At 60.7% G+C, this 18,155-nt stretch carries 21 protein-coding genes and 1 tRNA gene; 16 read left to right on the top strand and 6 right to left on the bottom strand.

Features of this window, described 5'->3' with window-relative positions; all coding sequences use genetic code 11:
• Positions 1–51 precede the first annotated feature (51 nt).
• From nagZ to LH464_RS20055, 10 genes are all read left to right on the top strand, one after another.
• A complete protein-coding gene (gene nagZ / locus LH464_RS20100; RefSeq protein WP_226788197.1) occupies positions 52–1,068 on the top strand; it encodes a beta-N-acetylhexosaminidase in 1,017 nt (338 codons plus the stop codon).
• A 19-nt stretch (positions 1,069–1,087) separates the two neighbouring features.
• Positions 1,088–1,927, top strand: a complete 840-nt coding sequence (locus LH464_RS20095; RefSeq protein ID WP_226788196.1) for a segregation and condensation protein A — start codon at positions 1,088–1,090, stop codon at positions 1,925–1,927.
• Positions 1,893–2,636, top strand: coding sequence for an SMC-Scp complex subunit ScpB (gene scpB / locus LH464_RS20090; RefSeq protein WP_226788195.1), 744 nt, complete (start codon positions 1,893–1,895; stop codon positions 2,634–2,636). Before LH464_RS20095 ends, scpB begins: the two co-directional genes overlap by 35 nt.
• Before the next feature lie 268 nt (positions 2,637–2,904).
• Positions 2,905–3,111, top strand: coding sequence for a twin-arginine translocase TatA/TatE family subunit (locus tag LH464_RS20085; protein WP_226788194.1), 207 nt, complete (start codon positions 2,905–2,907; stop codon positions 3,109–3,111).
• 30 nt (positions 3,112–3,141) lie between these two features.
• Positions 3,142–3,822: a Sec-independent protein translocase protein TatB gene (gene tatB, locus LH464_RS20080; RefSeq protein ID WP_226788193.1), complete on the top strand. Its 681-nt coding sequence runs from the start codon at positions 3,142–3,144 to the stop codon at positions 3,820–3,822.
• Entirely contained in the window at positions 3,819–4,643 is an 825-nt protein-coding gene (gene tatC / locus LH464_RS20075; protein ID WP_226788192.1) for a twin-arginine translocase subunit TatC, read from the top strand. The genes tatB and tatC overlap by 4 nt, the downstream gene beginning before the upstream one ends.
• A gap of 54 nt (positions 4,644–4,697) precedes the next feature.
• Positions 4,698–5,981, top strand: coding sequence for a serine--tRNA ligase (serS, locus tag LH464_RS20070; RefSeq protein WP_226788228.1), 1,284 nt, complete (start codon positions 4,698–4,700; stop codon positions 5,979–5,981).
• Positions 5,981–6,757 (top strand): 5'/3'-nucleotidase SurE, encoded by a 777-nt coding sequence (gene surE, locus LH464_RS20065; protein WP_226788191.1) that lies wholly within the window; start codon positions 5,981–5,983, stop codon positions 6,755–6,757. The genes serS and surE overlap by 1 nt, the downstream gene beginning before the upstream one ends.
• Before the next feature lie 8 nt (positions 6,758–6,765).
• Complete coding sequence (locus LH464_RS20060; protein ID WP_390625023.1) at positions 6,766–7,407, top strand: protein-L-isoaspartate(D-aspartate) O-methyltransferase; 642 nt, start codon at positions 6,766–6,768, stop codon at positions 7,405–7,407.
• Between the two features lie 136 nt (positions 7,408–7,543).
• Positions 7,544–9,094 carry a peptidoglycan DD-metalloendopeptidase family protein gene (locus LH464_RS20055; RefSeq protein ID WP_226788189.1) on the top strand — a complete coding sequence of 517 codons (1,551 nt, stop codon included), beginning with the start codon at positions 7,544–7,546 and terminating at the stop codon, positions 9,092–9,094.
• A gap of 56 nt (positions 9,095–9,150) precedes the next feature.
• On the opposite strand, the gene LH464_RS20050 is transcribed toward LH464_RS20055, so the two are convergent.
• Entirely contained in the window at positions 9,151–10,020 is an 870-nt protein-coding gene (locus LH464_RS20050; RefSeq protein WP_226788188.1) for an ATP-binding protein, read from the bottom strand.
• 193 nt (positions 10,021–10,213) lie between these two features.
• Between LH464_RS20050 and yajC the strand changes: the two genes are divergently transcribed.
• The 4 genes from yajC (at position 10,214) to LH464_RS20030 (ending at position 12,525) form a co-directional block, all read left to right on the top strand.
• The gene (gene yajC / locus LH464_RS20045) at positions 10,214–10,570 is read left to right on the top strand and encodes a preprotein translocase subunit YajC (protein ID WP_226788187.1); all 357 of its coding nucleotides are present in this window, start codon (positions 10,214–10,216) and stop codon (positions 10,568–10,570) included.
• Between the two features lie 187 nt (positions 10,571–10,757).
• On the top strand, positions 10,758–11,147 hold the full coding sequence (locus LH464_RS20040) for an Mth938-like domain-containing protein (RefSeq protein ID WP_226788186.1): 390 nt from the start codon (positions 10,758–10,760) through the stop codon (positions 11,145–11,147).
• Complete coding sequence (locus LH464_RS20035; protein WP_390625022.1) at positions 11,143–11,994, top strand: phytoene/squalene synthase family protein; 852 nt, start codon at positions 11,143–11,145, stop codon at positions 11,992–11,994. Before LH464_RS20040 ends, LH464_RS20035 begins: the two co-directional genes overlap by 5 nt.
• Before the next feature lie 69 nt (positions 11,995–12,063).
• Positions 12,064–12,525, top strand: coding sequence for a hypothetical protein (locus tag LH464_RS20030; protein ID WP_226788184.1), 462 nt, complete (start codon positions 12,064–12,066; stop codon positions 12,523–12,525).
• Here LH464_RS20030 and trmFO read toward each other — a convergent pair.
• From trmFO to LH464_RS20015, 3 genes are all read right to left on the bottom strand, one after another.
• Positions 12,474–13,943, bottom strand: coding sequence for a methylenetetrahydrofolate--tRNA-(uracil(54)-C(5))-methyltransferase (FADH(2)-oxidizing) TrmFO (trmFO, locus tag LH464_RS20025; protein WP_226788183.1), 1,470 nt, complete (start codon positions 13,941–13,943; stop codon positions 12,474–12,476). The two genes, LH464_RS20030 and trmFO, sit on opposite strands and share 52 nt — an antisense overlap.
• Before the next feature lie 127 nt (positions 13,944–14,070).
• Complete coding sequence (locus LH464_RS20020; RefSeq protein ID WP_226788182.1) at positions 14,071–14,214, bottom strand: DUF1127 domain-containing protein; 144 nt, start codon at positions 14,212–14,214, stop codon at positions 14,071–14,073.
• 224 nt (positions 14,215–14,438) lie between these two features.
• The gene (locus LH464_RS20015) at positions 14,439–14,585 is read right to left on the bottom strand and encodes a DUF1127 domain-containing protein (protein ID WP_226788181.1); all 147 of its coding nucleotides are present in this window, start codon (positions 14,583–14,585) and stop codon (positions 14,439–14,441) included.
• Between the two features lie 529 nt (positions 14,586–15,114).
• Here LH464_RS20015 and LH464_RS20010 point away from each other — a divergent pair.
• Both LH464_RS20010 and tig read left to right on the top strand, forming a co-directional pair.
• A tRNA-Leu gene (locus LH464_RS20010) sits at positions 15,115–15,199 on the top strand.
• A 145-nt stretch (positions 15,200–15,344) separates the two neighbouring features.
• Complete coding sequence (tig, locus tag LH464_RS20005) at positions 15,345–16,823, top strand: trigger factor (protein ID WP_226788180.1); 1,479 nt, start codon at positions 15,345–15,347, stop codon at positions 16,821–16,823.
• An 86-nt stretch (positions 16,824–16,909) separates the two neighbouring features.
• On the opposite strand, the gene LH464_RS20000 is transcribed toward tig, so the two are convergent.
• Together LH464_RS20000 and LH464_RS19995 are read right to left on the bottom strand one after the other, a co-directional pair.
• Positions 16,910–17,548: a glutathione S-transferase family protein gene (locus tag LH464_RS20000; protein WP_226788179.1), complete on the bottom strand. Its 639-nt coding sequence runs from the start codon at positions 17,546–17,548 to the stop codon at positions 16,910–16,912.
• Positions 17,549–17,596: 48 nt separating this feature from the next.
• On the bottom strand, positions 17,597–18,043 hold the full coding sequence (locus tag LH464_RS19995) for a GNAT family N-acetyltransferase (protein ID WP_226788178.1): 447 nt from the start codon (positions 18,041–18,043) through the stop codon (positions 17,597–17,599).
• Positions 18,044–18,155: the final 112 nt, after the last annotated feature.

Here is an 18,155-nt window from a genome sequence, read left to right as displayed (position 1 = left end):
TTGTAGCCTGACCTATTCGCATTTGCCGTATCCGCGATTTATGATGCCGCCATGAGCGAATCAAAAGCAATGATCCTGGGCGCGAGCGGGCCCATACTGACCGCCGACGAAATTGCCCTCTACAGGAACGAGCGTCCCTGGGGCTTCATCCTCTTTGCCCGCAATATTCAGGAGACGTCGCAGATCTCGGATCTCGTGGCGGCCATGCGGGATAGCGTGGGCAGGCCGGACGCACCGGTGCTGATCGACCAGGAGGGAGGACGCGTCCAGCGCATTCGTCCGCCTTTGGTGGAGAAATACCCGTCCGCAGCCGAACTTGGTGCGCTGTACCGGCAGAACCCGGAAAAGGGCCTTCGCGCGGCGTGGCTGCTGTCGCGTCTCCACGCATTCGATCTGATGAAGGTCGGCGTCAACGTTGACTGCCTTCCTGTGCTCGATGTGCCCGTCGAGGGGGCAAGCAATGTCATCGGCGACCGCGCCTACGGTTTCGATCCTGTGGTGGTGGGCGAGCTGGGCAAGGCTGCTGCCGAGGGCTTGAAGGCGGGAGGCATGCTGCCGGTGATGAAACATATCCCCGGCCATGGCCGAGGCATGGCCGATTCCCACCATGAACTGCCGGTCGTGACCGCGAGCCGCGAGGAACTGGAGGGTCACGATTTCGTTCCGTTCAAGATGTTGAAAAACGAGCTGATGGCCATGAGTGCGCACATCGTGTTCACGGCCATCGACCCGGACCAACCCGCGACGACCTCCGGCAAAGTCATAGAGGATGTGATCCGCGGTCAGATCGGTTTTGACGGCCTGCTGATGTCGGACGACACATCGATGAATGCGTTGAAAGGCACGATCGGCGAACGAGCCCGACGAATTGCTGGGGGCGGTTGTGATATCATCTTGCATTGCAACGGCGTAATGGAAGAAATGAAGGCGGTTGTTGAAGAGGCAAGACCGCTCTCGGGCGAAGCGCTCCGGCGCGCCTTGGTCGTGGAATCTGGCTTTGGCCGTGCCGACGCTGCGGACGAAATCGCTCTGCGACAGGAATTCTGGGGATTTCTCTCAGTTTCTTGATCTGGTGCAAGAGGTGGGAATGGCAATGAACATCGCGCAAGGCGCCATTCCGATGGACAAGCTCTGGCAGGACGCGCCGGAGAAGTCTGCCGACGATCCGGAGCTGCTGATCGATGTTGGCGGCTTTGAAGGGCCGCTTGATCTTCTTCTGCACCTCGCCAAGGTGCAGAAGGTCGATCTCGCCAGGATTTCGGTCCTGGCGCTTGCTGAGCAGTATCTGCAATTCATCGACAGCGCCCGGCGCGTGCGAATTGAGCTTGCCGCTGATTACCTCGTCATGGCCGCATGGCTTGCCTACCTCAAGTCGAAGCTGCTGATCCCGCAGCAGGCGAAGGGGGACGACGGTCCGACCGGCGAGGAAATGGCAGCAACGCTCGCGTTCCGCCTGAAGCGGCTTGAGGCGATGCGCGAGGCGGCCACACAGTTGGTCAACCGCAACAGGCTGGGACGGGACGTCTTCGCGCGCGGCGCACCCGAGCACATCCCGCATCGGTTCAAGTCTGCCTATGACGCAAATCTCTTCGATCTCCTTTCCGCATACGCGAACCTTCGGCAGCGTCAGGCGGTGACGCAGGTCACCATCGAAAGACGAAAGGTCTGGTCGCTCGCCGATGCCCGGGCATTGCTGACGCAGATGCTGGGCGAAATAGGCGAATGGACGGCCCTGCAGCAATATCTTCTCACGTATCTGCCGCCGGCGGATCGTGTGACGGCCATGGCCAGCGCCTTTGCAGCCTCGCTCGAACTGGTGCGCGAGGGTAAGCTGGAGATCCGGCAGGAGGGTGCCTTCCAGCCGATCTATATGCGCGGCGGCACCAAGGCGGATGCTGCCGGGGAGGTTGTGGTTGACGGTTTCTGATCGGGATGAGCGCCCTGCAGGCCAGCAGGATCCGGCAGATGCCTCGGGCGAGACCTTCTCGCAGGCCGAGATTGAGCGCCTCGCGGAGGCGCTGGTATTCGCATCCGCGGAGCCTGTTTCCGAGGCTTTCCTTGCCGAACGCCTGCCGCGTGGAACGCATGTACCGAGCGTCATGCACAGGCTTGCAGAAGTCTACGCGTCGCGTGGCGTGAACCTCGTCCGCAGCGGTGATCGGTGGGCCTTCCGCACGGCTGCCGATCTCTCTTTCGTAATCCGCAAGGACGAGAACGAAGCCCGCAAGCTGTCCCGCGCAGCATTGGAAGTACTGGCAATCATCGCCTATCACCAGCCGGTGACGAGGGCGGAGATCGAGGACATTCGCGGCGTCCAGACATCGAGGGGAACTCTCGATGTGCTCATGGAGGCGGGCTGGGTTCGCTTCCGTGGCAGGCGCCGGACACCAGGTCGCCCCGTAACGCTTGGCACGTCTCCGGATTTTCTTGATCATTTCGGCCTCGAAGAGTTGCGCGACCTGCCGGGGCTGGAGGAACTCAAGGGAGCGGGCTTGCTGTCGGGCCGTATCCCTCCGAATTTCCAGGTCCCGCTTCCGGGCATGTCGGACGATTTTGCAGAGGACGAGGATCCGATCACGCAGATGGATCTCGAAGAGCTGGGGCTCCTCGCGCCGAGCGGCGAGGAGCAGGACTGAATTGACGTTGTACAAGACGTGCGCGTTATGCCGCAGGGACGTCGGTGTCGACGCTCTATTGTCTCACGGTGATTTGCCGGCCTCCCAAAACTCCCGGAATTGGCCGTATTTGGCCATGAAATCCGCAAGGGGGCGTGTTAGGGCAGACCTGTGTCCGGTAGATCTCACCGAAGTTACTCGCGATAAGCTATCACCAGCACATATTGGTGTTTGAAAAGTCCGGGCAAACGTCATACATCGAAGTCAAACGCAATTAGGAGTTGGCGTGATGGGTTCTTTTAGTGTTTGGCACTGGTTGATCGTACTGGTCATCGTGCTCGTACTGTTCGGCCGAGGCAAGATCCCGGAATTGATGGGCGACGTTGCCAAGGGCATCAAGAGCTTCAAGAAGGGCATCAGCGAGGATGACGCTTCCGATACGTCGAAGACGGTGGAGCACAAGTCCGAAGAAAACAAGGAAACGACCCGGACCTGATAAGGCCGGGTTTTCCAGGAGCCTGCTTGAATGCTAGATATCGGCTGGACCGAGCTTCTCGTGATCGGCATCGTCCTCATTGTGGTGGTCGGTCCGAAGGATCTACCGCCGATGTTGAGGGCGTTCGGAAAGATGACCGCTAATCTGCGTAAGATGGCGGGAGAGTTTCGGACGCAGTTCGATGAAGCGTTGCGGGAGACTGAGATGGACGAGGTCCGCAAGACGATTGCGGATGCCCAGAAGCTCAATCCCTCGAGCGCACTTCGCGATGCCATCAATCCGTTGAGGCAGATGGGGCAGGATATTCGCAGCGATCTGGAGAAGTCGACCCGCGTCGACAAGGCTCCGGTGACCGCGAAGGTCGACGTGGAGGCGCAGGAGGCCATCGAGGGCGTGAAGCCCGCCGAGCAGCCAGCGCCGTTTACTGTGCCGCAGCCGTCGATGAGCCTGCCGTCCACGCCGCCGCTGATGGCCACGCCATCCGCGGTTGCTGGCGGGCAGGGAGTGGCCGCAAAGGCCGCAACGCCGGCCCGCAAGAGAGCAAGCGCCAGCACCGCCAAGGCGGATACTCCTGTGGCTGAGGCTGCCAAGCCGGCACGAACGCGTACGTCCTCCGTCAAGAAGGCGGATGAGGTCGCAACATCTGCGGCGGCGCCTGCACCTCGCAAGCGCGCCAGCAAGAAGACCGAGACTCCGAAGGATGAAGCATGAGCGGTGACATCGAGGACAAGCCGCAGCCGCTGATCGAGCATCTGGTCGAACTGCGCACCCGGCTGATGTGGTCGTTGGGTGCGTTCTTCGTGGCATTCATCGGCTGCTTCTTCTTCGCCAAGGATCTCTTCAACCTGCTGGTGGTTCCCTACAAATGGGCCGTCATGTGGGCAGGGCTCGACGTAACGAAGTCGGAGCTGATCTATACGGCGCCTCAGGAATTCTTCTTCACGCAGGTGAAGGTGGCGATGTTCGGCGCGGTTGTGATTGCCTTTCCGGTCATCGCTTCGCAGATCTACAAGTTCGTGGCTCCGGGCCTTTACAAGAACGAACGCTCAGCGTTCATACCGTTCCTGATCGCCTCGCCGATCCTGTTCCTGCTGGGCGCCGCGCTGGTCTATTTCTTCTTCACGCCCATGGTGATGTGGTTCTTCCTCTCCATGCAGCAGGCGCCGGAAGACGGAGAGATGGCGATCTCGCTCCTGCCGCGGGTCTCGGAATATCTCAGCCTGATCATGACGCTGGTTCTGTCGTTTGGACTGGTTTTCCAGCTTCCGGTCGTGACCACGCTTCTGGCGCGTGTCGGCCTGCTCACCAGCGACTGGCTACGAGAAAAGCGTAAGTTCGCGATTGTCATCGCCTTTGTGGTGGCGGCTGTGCTGACGCCGCCTGACCCGCTCTCCCAGATCGGTCTTGCTATACCAACCATCCTTCTCTACGAAATCGCCATCTATGCCGCGCGACTCGTCGAGCGCAAGCGTGCCGAGGAAGCTGTCGCCGAATCCGCCGCGTCGGACCTTGCCGAAACGGACAAGGCCTAGGTCCTTCTGCCTTGCGTGCGACCGTGCTGCGTTCCGCTCGAAAGGCCCGTGACAATGCTCGATATCAAGTGGATCCGTGACAATCCGGACGTTCTAGACGAAGCGCTGAAGAAGCGGGGTGCCGATCCTTTGGCAGCCACGCTGCTCGGTCTGGACGATACACGCCGCTCCGTGATCCAGAGGCTGCAGGACATGCAGTCGCGCCGCAACGCCGCCTCCAAGGAAATCGGCGCTGCGATGGCGCAGAAGAATACCGAACTGGCCGACAGGCTGAAGTCCGAAGTGTCTTCGCTGAAGGACGCCATGCCGGGACTGGAGCAGGAAGATCGGGAAGCGGTCGCCGCGCTCGAAGACGCGCTGTCGCGCATTCCCAATATTCCATTCGATGATGTGCCGGAGGGCAAGAACGAGGCTGACAACGTCGTCAAGCACGTCGTCGGCACAAGGCCGGGCTGGAATCATCCCGCGAAGGAGCACTACGAGATTGGTGAAGCCCTCGGCTACATGGATTTCGAGCGCGCCGCCAAGCTTTCGGGTGCCCGCTTCACGGTTCTGACCGGTCCGCTGGCCAGGCTCGAACGTGCGCTTGGCCAGTTCATGCTGGACCTGCACACCATGGAGCATGGCTATACGGAAGTGTCGTCGCCGCTGATGGTCCGCGACGAAGCCATGTACGGTACCGGTCAGCTTCCGAAGTTTGCGGAAGACCTTTTCAGGACGACGGACGGCCGTTGGCTCATCCCGACTGCGGAAGTCACCCTCACCAATCTGGTTTCGGCCGAAACGCTGGAACAGGACAAGCTGCCGCTGCGCTTCACCGCGCTGACACCGTCCTTCCGCTCGGAAGCCGGTTCGGCCGGCCGAGATACCCGCGGCATGTTGCGCCAGCACCAGTTCTGGAAGTGCGAGCTGGTGTCCATCACCGATGCCGATAGCTCCATTGCCGAGCATGAGCGCATGACGGAGTGCGCCGAGACCGTGTTGAAGCGCCTCGGCCTGCATTTCCGTACCATGACGCTGTGCGCCGGAGACATGGGTTTCAGCGCCCGCAAGACCTATGACATCGAGGTGTGGCTGCCCGGCCAGAATACCTATCGCGAGATTTCGTCCTGCTCCGTCTGCGGCGATTTCCAGGGGCGTCGGATGAACGCCCGGTACCGCGGCAAGGACGACAAGGCTCTGAAGTTCGTTCATACGCTGAACGGTTCAGGCACCGCGGTCGGCCGCTGCCTCATTGCTGTGATGGAGAACTATCTCAACGAGGATGGCTCCATCACCGTGCCTGATGCACTGCTGCCTTACATGGGTGGCCTTACGAAGATTGAGCGTGCGGCCTGATGCGCATCCTGCTCACCAATGACGACGGGATTCATGCCGAGGGTTTGGCGTCGCTTGAACGGATCGCGCGCCAACTCACGGACGACGTCTGGATCGTCGCACCCGAAACGGACCAGAGCGGGCTTGCCCATTCGCTGACGCTCTCCGATCCGTTGCGGCTGCGCAAGGTGGGCGAAAAGCATTTTGCGCTGCGCGGCACGCCAACGGATTGCGTCATCATGGGCATCCGCGAAGTGCTTCCGGAGAAGCCCGATCTGGTTCTGTCAGGCGTCAATGCCGGTGCCAACATGGCCGATGACGTCACCTATTCTGGCACGATCGCCGGTGCCATAGAGGGCACGCTGCAGGGGGTCCGCTCGTTTGCGCTGAGCCAGGCCTACCATCATGACGAGGATGGCGGTCGCGTGGTGCCGTGGGAAGTTGCGGAAGCGTATGCTCCCGATCTGATCCGCAAGCTGAGCGACGTGGAACTGCCGGACGGCACGTTTCTCAACCTCAACTTCCCGAAATGTGAACCCAAGGACGTGCAGGGTGTCCAGGTGACATCCCAGGGCAAGCTGGATTTTGGCCTGACGATCGATGCGCGCCGGGATGGCCGCGGTCTGCCTTACTACTGGCTCCGCTTCGGTGAGCGGCTCGGTCATTTCCGCGAAGGCACGGACATCCACGCGCTGAAGCACAACAAGATTTCAGTGACGCCGCTTAAGCTGGACCTTACAGACTATTCGGTACAGGATCGTGTTGCGGAAGCGCTTGGATTCGGAGTGGCCGATTGAAGTCCGGTATGGTCGAGAAGGAAGGGTTTGCCGCACTCGTGCTGCGTCTGCGGTCCGAAGGCATTTCCGATCTCGACCTGCTGACGGCTGTCGAACAGACACAGCGGTCTCTCTTCGTGCCGCCGTCGGCCGCCGAGGACGCCTATTCCAGCCGAACCATTCCGATCGATTGCGGTGCCTTCATGGAGGGAGCCGACCTTGCGGTGCGCCTTCTCCATCGCTTGCAGGTCAAGCCCGGGCAGCGCGTGCTCGATATCGGCACGGGTAGCGGGTTCACGGCGGCAGTGCTGGGCCGGATGGCCGAGCGGGTGCTGACGGTTGACCGGTACAAGACGCTGACCACCGGCGCCCAGGGTCGCATGGACAAGCTCGGCCTGCGCAATGTGGTGGTTCGTCAGGCGGACGGCATCAACGGGATGCCGGGCGAGGGCACATTCGATCGGATACTGGTTACCGGCGCATTCACAGCGATGCCGCGTTTCTATGCCGAACAGCTCGTGTCCGGTGGCGCCATGATTGCGCCGCTGATTCAGGAAGACGGTACGTGCCTGATGGTGCGGCTGACGAAGACGGGCAGCCGGTTCGATCGCGAAGATCTTTTCACCGTGCCTTACCTGCCGCTCGTTCCCCGGATTGCCGCAGCACTTTGACATGGCGGCTGCTCCAGCACGTCGCATGGTTACCAAATTAGAAAAAAATCAAATTCAGTAGCGGTGCCTTAACCCGCCAGTAAGACTAACGCGCTTTAATGAACCTAACGATGGTTGCGTCACGTTAGGTCGAGTCATGCGTATCAAGAGTTCGCTCAAGTCCAGTAAATCACTTCTCCGGATTGCAGGTGCCGTCTTGCTCGCCAGTGTAGCCACTGGTTGCAGTTCGGATGCTACCCGCTTCTCCGGATTGTTTTCGGATACGGATAATCTGACCACGGCCTCTATCCCGCAGCGGCAGGGTAGTGGTGCGTACGGGCAGGCTCCCATGCCTCGCGGCGATATGAACAATGGCATGGCGTCCGCCCCTGCCGGCGGTTACGGCAATCAGAACCAGGCGATGAACCAGCCTTACCCGTCCTCGGGTGGTGGCTATGCGTCGCCGGCACGTTCGGCCTCAGCGCCGGCCGCCGTCCAGCGGGGAGAACTCGCAGCTCCCGGTGGAAACGGTCCAAGCTCAGGCGGGGACCTTTCCAACCGTCAGCAGGCAATGGCGCAGCCTTTCCCGTCCAGCTCGCAAGGCGCAGTCGCGCCGGCAAGGCAGGCTCAGGCCGACAACATCACCACCGGGACGGTCGGCAAGACTTCCGGCTGGTCCACGGTGAACGCGCCGAGGGTGGCCCTGAAGGCTGGCGAATCGGCTTCCACCCTGTCGCAGCGCTACGGCGTGCCGGAAAAGGAAATCCTCCGGGCAAACGGCGGCAAGCTCGTTGCCGGCCAGTCGGTCGTCATTCCGACATTCGGTCCTGCCAGCAACTCGGCCAAGGTCGCTGCCGGGGATATCGATCTCCAGAACAAGGCGCCCGCGCCGGTTCAGAATCAGGAACAGAAGGTTGCCGTTCTGCCGAACGGTGCACGTGACAAGGGCCAGGCCGAGGCAGCCAAGCTTACGCCGCCAGCCGGCGCAGGCGGCACTTACGCCGTCAAGCCTGGCGATACGCTCACCAAGATCGCCCGTAAGAACGGTTTGTCGGTGGATCAGCTGAAGGCCGCAAACGGCCTGGCGAACGAAGGCATCCGGGTGGGGCAGGTCCTCAATCTGAACCCTTCGGCCGTACCTGCTGCTCCCGATCCGGTCCAGACGGCCTCGGTTCCCGCGAAGCCTCCGGTCCAGGCGGCAGCGCCTCAGGCCGCGCAAGCGGCAGCTCCGGCTAAACCTGCGCCGGCCGCCACGCAGCCCGTTGAAACTGCGTCCGTATCCGAGGCCGCGGCCAAGTCCGACGTAACGTCGATCGCGCCGCAGTCCACCGGGATCGACAAGTATCGCTGGCCGGTCAGCGGTGCGGTCATCGCCGGCTTTGGCCAGAATGTCGATGGCAACCGCAATGACGGTATCAACATCTCGGTTCCCGAAGGTACGCCGATCAAGGCTGCCGAGAACGGCGTCGTCATTTATGCGGGCAATGGGCTGAAGCAACTCGGCAACACTGTTCTGGTCCGTCATGACGATGGCAAGGTCACCGTCTACGGCAATGCGGCGAGCCTTGGCGTCTCGCGCGGCCAGAAGGTCACCCGCGGTCAGACAATCGCAAACTCCGGCATGAGCGGCGGGGCAAAGCGCCCGCAGGTTCACTTCGAAGTCCGCAAGGACGCGACCCCGGTCAACCCGATCACTTTCCTTGAATAAAGTATTGCGTCTCAGGGAAGTAGGAAAAGCCCGGCTTTGCCCGGGCTTTTTCGTTTTTAGCGCTTCAGCGGAATCCGGAGGCGTCCTGCGAGGTCCTGGATATATTGCCAGGCCACGCGACCCGATCGGCCGCCCCGCGTGGTCGCCCATTCCAACGCCTCGTGGTGCAATGCCTTCTGCTCTAGGCCGAGATTGAAATGGTCGGCATAGCCGTCGATCATCGTCAGGTAGTCGTCCTGGCTGCACTTGTGGAAACCGAGCCACAGCCCGAAACGGTCCGACAGTGAAACCTTTTCCTCGACGGCTTCCGACGGATTGATGGCGGTCGACTGCTCGTTCTCCATCATGTGGCGCGGCAGCAGATGGCGGCGGTTGGACGTGGCATAGAAAAGAACATTGTCCGGCCTGCCTTCAATCCCGCCGTCCAGGGCGGCTTTCAGCGACTTGTAGGCGGTGTCGTCGTGGTCGAAGGAGAGGTCGTCGCAGAACAGAATGACGCGCTGATCAGAGATTTTCAGGATATCCAGAAGCGCGGGCAAGGAGGAGATGTCCTCCCGGTGAACCTCCACGAGTTTCAGCGAAGCGCCGGCAGAGGCGCGAACATCCTCGTGGACTGCTTTGACGAGCGAGGACTTCCCCATCCCGCGGGCGCCCCAGAGGAGTACGTTGTTGGCGGGAAAGCCTTCTGCAAAGCGCAGCGTGTTCTCGTGCAGGATATCGCGCACATGATCGACACCGCGGATCAGCGATAGAGCCACCCGGTTCGGCCGAGGCACGGGCTGAAGGCGTTGGTTCGCCGGCACCCAGACAAAGCAGTCGGCCGAAGACCAGTCGTTGACCGCAGGCGGCGGGCCGGCCAGTCGGTCCAGCGCATCCGCCAACCGTTTTACCTCGACAAGCAGGCGCTGGTTGAGCTCCGGATCCATGGTTTCCTCCGTTCGAGACGCCCTGTGGGCATGATAAAGCCGGTTACCATGGCTATTTCCTCTGCAAAAGGTGGAGACCCGTGGATTTGGTACGGCGAACGTCCTGTTTCGGTTGCATTCGGAGGGATCGCAATTATATTCCGGCCACTTGCAAATGGGGGCGTAGGGGCTCCTGCCAATCGAGGAGTTCTCAATGTTCATTACAGAAGCATTCGCGCAGGCCGGCGACGCAGCGGGCGGCGGTTCCGCGCTGGGATCCGGCATGGAAATGCTGTTTCTCTTCGCACCCCTCATGGTGGTGTGGTATTTCTTCCTGATCCGTCCGCAGCGCGCCCAGGTGAAGAAGCGCCAGGAAATGCTGACGAATATCCGCCGTGGCGATAACGTTGTTCTCGGTGGCGGCATCACAGGCAAGGTGACGAAGGTCATCGACGATGCCGAAGTCGAAGTCGAAATCGCTGACGGCATTAAGGTCCGCGCGCTGCGCGCCTATGTGGCCGAAGTCCGCGTCAAGGGCGAGCCGGTTAAGACGGAAGCAGCCGCTTCCTGATCCGCGAGCGGCGCGCCCCGTCCGGATCCGTGATCCGGGGCGCGCCCAGCGCATTGTACTTTCAGAAAACCGTGACTGATTCTGAAAGTACAATGCGCATCTTGGTGCTGCAGCGTCCTTTGCGCGTCATATATGACGGACGGCGCCGTAAGGCCTCCGCTCGAAATCTCCAGGGAGGCACGATTAGATGTCCAAGGGAATCGAAATACGGGATGCCCATTTTCCGGGCCGCGCTCCCATCGATGCATACGGCAACGGGGGCTTTCGCTTTGCCGATATGTCCCACCGCGGTTCGCTTCTATGTCTTCCGTCCGGTGTCTATGGCTGGGACTTCTCGGAAGGCGACACTCTGACCATTGATGCTCTTTCCAGGGTCCTGGATGAAACGGAGACGATTGAGGTCCTGCTGGTGGGGACGGGCAACGAACTCCGTCCGCTGCCGAAGGCCCTGAAGGAAGCGCTCAAGGCGCGCGGCATCTCCTCCGATCCCATGAGCACGGGTGCCGCAGTCCGAACCTACAACATCATGCTTTCCGAATCGCGCGCCGTGGCCGTTGCGCTGGTAGCGGTTGATTGAACCGGTGACCGATCCACAAGACATATTGCTCGCGACCCTGCGGGACACCGATCGTGACCGGTACCTCGCATGCCTGCTGTCGCCGCAGGAAAAGCGCGCTCCCTTGGCTGCGCTTTATGCATTCAATGCCGAGATTGCCAGGGTACGTGACGTAGTGCGGGAAGCGCTTCCCGGCGAAATCAGGCTTCAGTGGTGGCGTGATCTTCTCGAGGGAACGGCGCATGGCGATGCCGGCGGCAATCCCGTAGCGGTCGGTCTCCTGGCCGCCATCGACGAGTACCGGCTGCCGCGCGATACGTTGATGGCCATGATTGATGCCAGGATACGCGATCTCTACGACGATCCGATCGCCGATCGACATGAGCTGGAGGGTTACGCGGGCGAGACCGCCTCGGCGCTCATCCAGCTGGCCAGCCTGATCCTCTCCGCTGAGGATGCGCCGCGTTCCGCCGAAGCGGCGGGCCATGCGGGCGTTGCGCAGTCGATTGCGGGCCTCATTCTTCTCTTGCCGCTGCATCGACGGCGCGGCCAACTCCACGTGCCACTGGATATCCTGGCGGCCACCGGGCTCGACCGTGACGCCTTCCTTGCCGGGGACGAGCGAGATCGGATATCTGCAGCAATCGAGGGATTTGCCGGGCTTGGCCTGGAGCATCTTTCCAAGGCCAGGCGGGCGGGCAGCGTACCGAAAGCGCTGTTTCCCGCATTCCTTCCAGTGGCGCTCGTCGAACCGGTTCTCGGACGAGCACTGAAGGAGCGTGCAGCGGTTCTCGACCATGACATCCAGCCACCCCAGTGGCGCCGCCAGCTCCGCCTGATGAAGGCGCAGTTTCTGCAGCGCTTCTGACGGGAGTCCACATTCGCGCAAGGCTCAGCGGCTATGGGCGAAGCTGGTCTCTAAGCTGGGAGTTGCAGCGTGAATTCCGTCATCGTCTGGTCTATCGTCTTCGGACTTGTGGTGCTGTTCGCCTATTACACGGTCAGAATGGCGCGCCGCCGTGGCGATGAAGACGGCGTGTACGATTTCGGCTTTGCCATTCTGGAGCTCGGTCGGGCCTTTCCGGGCGAGGCGATCCGGCAACTGCACGCGACAGCGGACGGACGGTCGATCTTCGTACGGTGGCATAACGAAAAGGCAGGCATCATGCGCAGCCATGCCAAGCACTATGCCTGCCATATGATCAGGCCCGGGCGGGTTCGGGTCCAGGGGCTGCCGGACCCGAAGGGGTTTTCCGCCGAGTTTCTCGACGCGCCGAGCAACAACGGCGTGTTCATCTTCAGAAGCGAAGCGGAAGCCGCCGAAGTCTCCCTATGGCTGCTTGGGAACTACGTGAGTTCTGCCGACAAGGACGCAGCAGCGGAAGAAGCGTCCGCCTGAACTTCCCTTGCGGGGAGGCCGAGCCAGGAAGCGCAGTCACGCAGTGCCCGTGCAGACATCAGTTGCTTCTTCATGATCGTCTTGTCCTTGCCGCGGAAGCGCTTGATTCCATCCGGCTTGACGATCGAACCGGGTTCCAGGTCGGGGAACAGTCCGAAATTGATGTTCATCGGCTGGAAGGAGCGTTTGCCCGGCTCGTCGTCTGACGTGAGATGGCCGCCGGTGATATGGCCGATAAGCGATCCGAACGCCGTCGTGGCAGGCGGCGGCGCAAGCTGCTCACCCTTGCGCTCGGCGGCGGCGAAACGTCCCGCCAGCAGGCCGATGGCAGCGCTTTCGACATAGCCCTCACAACCCGTCACCTGGCCGGCGAATCGCAGGCCCGGCCTGCTTTTCAGCGTCAGCGTCTTGTCGAGCAGCGTCGGCGAGTTGATGTACGTGTTCCTGTGCAGGCCGCCGAGCCGCGCGAATTCGGCGTTTTCCAGTCCCGGGATCATCCGGAAGATCTCGGCCTGCGTTCCGTACTTCAGCTTCGTCTGGAAGCCGACCATGTTGTAGAGCGTGCCGAGCGCATTGTCCTGGCGCAGTTGCACCACCGCATAGGCTTTGACTGTCGGGTTATGGGCATTGGTGAGGCCCATGGGTTTCATCGGTCCGTGTCGCAGGGTCTCGCGTCCGCGCTCGGCCATCACCTCGATAGGCAGGCAGCCGTCGAAATAGGGCGTGCCTTCCCATTCCTTGAAACCGACCGTGTCGCCGGCCGTCAGCGCGTCGATGAAGGCATTGTACTGGGCCTCATCCAGGGGGCAGTTGATATAGTCCTTGCCGGTGCCGCCCGGACCGACCTTGTCATAGCGCGACTGATACCAGCAGATATCCATGTTGATGGACTCGCGGTAGACGATCGGTGCGATGGCGTCGAAGAATGCCAGCGAATCTTCGCCGGTTTCCGCCTGGATCGCAGCGGCAAGCGAGGGCGAGGTGAGGGGCCCGGTCGCGATGATCGCAAGATCCCACTCGCTGGGCGGAAGGCCATCAACCTCCTCGCGAACCACGGTGATCAACGGATGCTCCGAAATTGCCTTCGTGACAGCGTCGGAGAACCCGTCGCGGTCCACGGCAAGCGCGCCGCCGGCCGGGACCTGGTTGCGATCGGCGCATGCCATGATCAGGGAGTCTGCCAACCGCATTTCCGCATGGATGACGCCGACGGCGTTCGCCGATGCGTCGTCGGAGCGGAAGGAATTGGAGCAGACGAGTTCGGCAAGGCCATAGGTCTTGTGCGCATCTGTGCCGCGCACCCCGCGCATTTCATGAAGAATAACGGGTACGCCGGCCTGCGCGATCTGCCAAGAGGCTTCCGAGCCGGCCAGGCCGCCGCCGATGATGTGAATGGGGGAAAATGTTCTGTCAGTCATGCGGCGCTCTTATCACGGCTGCCGCCGGACAGGAATCAAAAAGGCACCCAATGGGTGCCCCTGATATCAAGTCTTGCTGTTCTTCCACTGATGCCTGGTCGCGGACTGTGCCGCGCCCACCGGGCAATCAACGGAAGGAACGAGCAGCGACGTGACGGATGTCGTAGCGGGTCAGGCCAATGTCGTTGAGTGCCTGGTTGGACAGGTTGCCGAGTTCGTTGACCGTGCGACGGTAGCTGAGCCAGTTCTGGGCAAAGCGGAGCGGGTTCATCTTAGTTCCTCAAGTGTTTATGCCGATCTCGTTCGGCGATGAGGAACTTATACGCCTGAATAATAAGATTGTGCAGTGCAGAATTTGTGCGACTGCCATGCGTTTGTGCAGGGGGTTGACCAAGATAAAGGCGACGCCGCTTAAATGGGCAGTCCAGATTGCTGATACGACAATAAAAAAACGCCCCGAACGGGGCGTTTTTTTGGAAGGCATGTAAGTGGCTATCAGAAGCCAACGGCCGTGCGCGCAACGCGACGGATATCGCCGCGGCCGATGCCGAGATCGTTCAGTTCGCGGTCGGTCATGCGATCGAGCTCAGTGACCGTCTCGCGATACTTGCGCCAGTTGCTGAGTTTGCGTGCGATGTTCATGGTCTTGCCCTTTTGGCTCTTCGCCGGCTGCCTCTAGGCGCTGGCCTGATTTGATAGCCGTTCTATATGGTGCGCCGCACACCGAGAACAGCGCCAAAGGCGTATGCCACCTATGCGTCAGATGCATCTCTTTGAGGCACGGTGAGCGATTGATAGGCAGCCAGCAAGGGAGGGAAATAAAATAGCGCCCGCCGAGGGAGGGTCCGGCGAGCGCTATTTGCAACGGCCGGCGGCATGGGGCAGCGCCGGCATTTCGACAGCACCTGGGGAGGAGGGGTGTGCTGTCGAACTTGAATTGAGCATCCAACTGCACACGAACGCTCAAGTTCCAATAAAATTTAGAGACATCTTATATACAGAAAGTAAACAACGCGTTAACCTTGTTCTAGTGTCGCTCTTGGCCCCGGTGCCTTCAGCCATGCGAAATGCGTGTCGCAAAGCCTTCATTTTCCCTTTGCGCGGGAAAAAACGGGTGATATAGAGACGCGCGCTCCGAAGGCCTCCTTGCGAGGTTTGAAGCGGCTGGAGCGCGGGTATGGTGAAATTGGTAGACACGCCAGATTTAGGTTCTGGTGCCGCAAGGCGTGGGAGTTCAAGTCTCTCTACCCGCACCAGAGCCGCAAGGGCAGGATCGGGAGCCGGTTTCGGCTAGAGATTCAGCGTTGCAGAAGTCGCGGCCGGTCACTCAGGTTCCGGCGTCGTGCTCATCGAAAACCAACGGCTGTCTGAGCACCGCCGCCACGATATGAAGGTTTTAAAATGCAGGTTACCGAAACGCTCGCTGAAGGGCTGAAGCGCGAAATCAAGGTTGTCATCCCGGCCAAGGACATGGAAGCGCAGATGAATGTGCGCCTCGCCGAAGCCAAGGATAAGGTTCGCATCAACGGCTTCCGTCCAGGCAAGGTCCCGGTCGGGCATCTCAAGAAGATGTACGGCAAGTCGATCATGGCTGAACTGGTCAACGAGATCGTCCGCGAGCGCCCGACGAAGATCCTTTCCGAACGTGGCGAGAAGTCGGCAACGCAGCCGTCCATCACCATGACCGAGGACGAGGCGGAAGCCGAGAAGATCCTGTCGGCTGAGGCTGATTTCGAGTTCACGTTCTCCTACGAAGTGATCCCGGCTATCGAACTGAAGTCCACGGACGGCATCAAGGTCGTTCGCGAAGTGGTCGAAGTTTCCGAGGACGAGGTCAACGAGCAGATCTCCAAGATCGCCGAAAGCGCACGTACCTTCGAAACGAAGAAGGGCAAGGCCGCCGACGGCGACCGCGTGACCATGAACTATCTCGGCAAGGTCGATGGCGAAGCCTTTGACGGCGGCGCTGCAGACGATGCCGAACTCGTTCTTGGCTCGGGCCGGTTCATTCCTGGCTTTGAAGACCAGCTTGTCGGCGCCAAGGCTGGTGACGAAAAGACCATCACCGTGACGTTCCCGTCCGACTATCCGGCTGCGAACCTCGCTGGCAAGGAAGCCACCTTCGACGTCACCGTCAAGGAAGTAGCTGCTCCGGCAAAAATCGAGCTGAACGACGAACTGGCCACCAAGATGGGCATCGAGTCGCTCGACAAGCTCAAGGAAATCGTTCGCGGTCAGATCGAAGGCCAGTATGGCAACGTCACTCGCCAGAAGGTCAAGCGTCAGATCCTCGACCAGCTGGACGAGATGTACAAGTTCGACTCGCCGCAGGGCCTCGTCGATGCCGAGTTCGAAAACATCTGGCGCCAGATCAACACTGATCTTGCCCAGTCGGGCAAGACCTTCGAAGACGAGGACACCACGGAAGAGGAAGCACGCGAAGAATATCGCAAGCTTGCCGAACGCCGCGTCCGCCTTGGCCTGGTTCTTTCCGAAATCGGCGAAAAGGCCGGTGTAGAGGTTACCGAGGAAGAAATGCAGCGCGCCCTGTTCGCGCAGTTGCAGCAGTTCCCGGGCCAGCAGAAGGAAATCCTAGATTTCTTCCGCAACACTCCCGGCGCTTCCGCTTCGCTTCGCGCGCCGATCTTCGAAGAGAAGGTCGTCGACAAGCTGCTCTCCGAAGTCAACGTCACCGACAAGACGGTGACCAAGGAAGAGCTGATGGCACAGGACGAGGACGAAGCTGCGGATAAGCCTGCCAAGAAGAAGGCCGAGCCGAAGAAGAAGGCCGCGGCAAAGGACGAGGCCGCTGAAGAGGCTTCGGCTCCGAAGAAGAAGGCTGCCCCGAAGAAGAAGGCCGCTGACGACAGCGCCGAGTAACCTCGCTTCGATACGAATCAAAAAGGCCGGGCAATGCCCGGCCTTTTTTGTTGCGACGCTTCCCGTGGAATTTCGGCAGCTGAGAATCAGTCGGCCTGAAGCTCCTTCATGTCCGCATCGTCCAGCTCGTTGGCGCGCAAGGCCGCTGGGCGTGATGTCATCCGCTCCATATATTCACGGAAACCGGGGCGCTCCTCGATAGAGCCGAACTGCATGCCCCATGACAGGTGCGCACCGACGTAAACGTCGGCAGCGGTGAAATAGTCTGCGGCGATGTAGGATTTTCCGGAAACGGCCTTCTGCAGCGCGTCGAGAACATCCTCGTAACTGCCGTAGCCGATCATGCCTTCGCGATCCGGCGGGACCTGGAAGCCGAGGGTCCTGTTGCCCACCGCAGCTTCCACCGGTCCGGCAGCGAAGAACATCCATCGGTAATAGTCGGCACGCTCTCTCGGCGGTGGCGCAAGGCCGGCCTGAGGAAACGCATCGGCCAGATAGGCGCAGATCGCGGCGCACTCGCTGACCACGTTCTTTCCATGGACGATGGTGGGGACCTTGCCCATCGGGTTCAGCTGCCGATAGTCATCCGCCTTCATCGTGCCGCCGAATGTCAGGATTTTCCGGCGATAGGGGATGCCGACTTCTTCCAGCATCCATCGTGCGATTCGCCCACGGGACATCGGGTTGGTGTAGAGCACCAGATCGTCAGATACTGCCTTCTCCATATGCGCTCCCTCCATGTTCCTTTGAACAGCCCTGAGCGAAACTGCAGCTCATAGCTGCTTGCGATACTGCACGAAACCCGAAGCCTGCGCGATACGGTCGTAAAGTCGCCGGGCGGTGACATTGCTTTCCTGGGTCAGCCAGTACAATCGCCCCGCCTTGTTTGCTCGGGCGAAGTCGGCAACGGTATCGATCAAAGCCTCACCGGTCCGTCGTCCGCGACGGCTTCCATCGACATAGAGATCCTGAAGGTAGCAGGTGCAGTCCGCCAACCAGGTGGAGCGGTGAAGGATGGCATGGACGATACCCACCATCTGGCCATCGGCGTCAAAGGCGCCGAACGCGTACATCGGTTCGGCAGGATCGTGGAAACGAGCCCAGGTGACGTTGGTCGTCCCTTGCGAGATCTCGACGTCATAGAAGCGCTGGTAGGCTCGCCAGAGCGGCTCCCAGGCCGCGCGGTCTGTCAGATCCAACGGTCGAATTGCAACGCTCATCGAATTCCCCTGCAACGAAAAACGGCGAGATTGCTCCCCGCCGTTCCGATACTAGCCGATTTTGATGACTTAGGCAGCCATCGCCGTCTTGAGGTTCTCGTCGATCTTGTCG

The organism is Pseudorhizobium xiangyangii, from assembly GCF_020531965.1.
Lineage (GTDB): Bacteria > Pseudomonadota > Alphaproteobacteria > Rhizobiales > Rhizobiaceae > Neorhizobium > Neorhizobium xiangyangii.
Note: the sequence above shows the minus strand (reverse complement) of the source record. Positions and strands in the feature narration are given on the sequence as shown.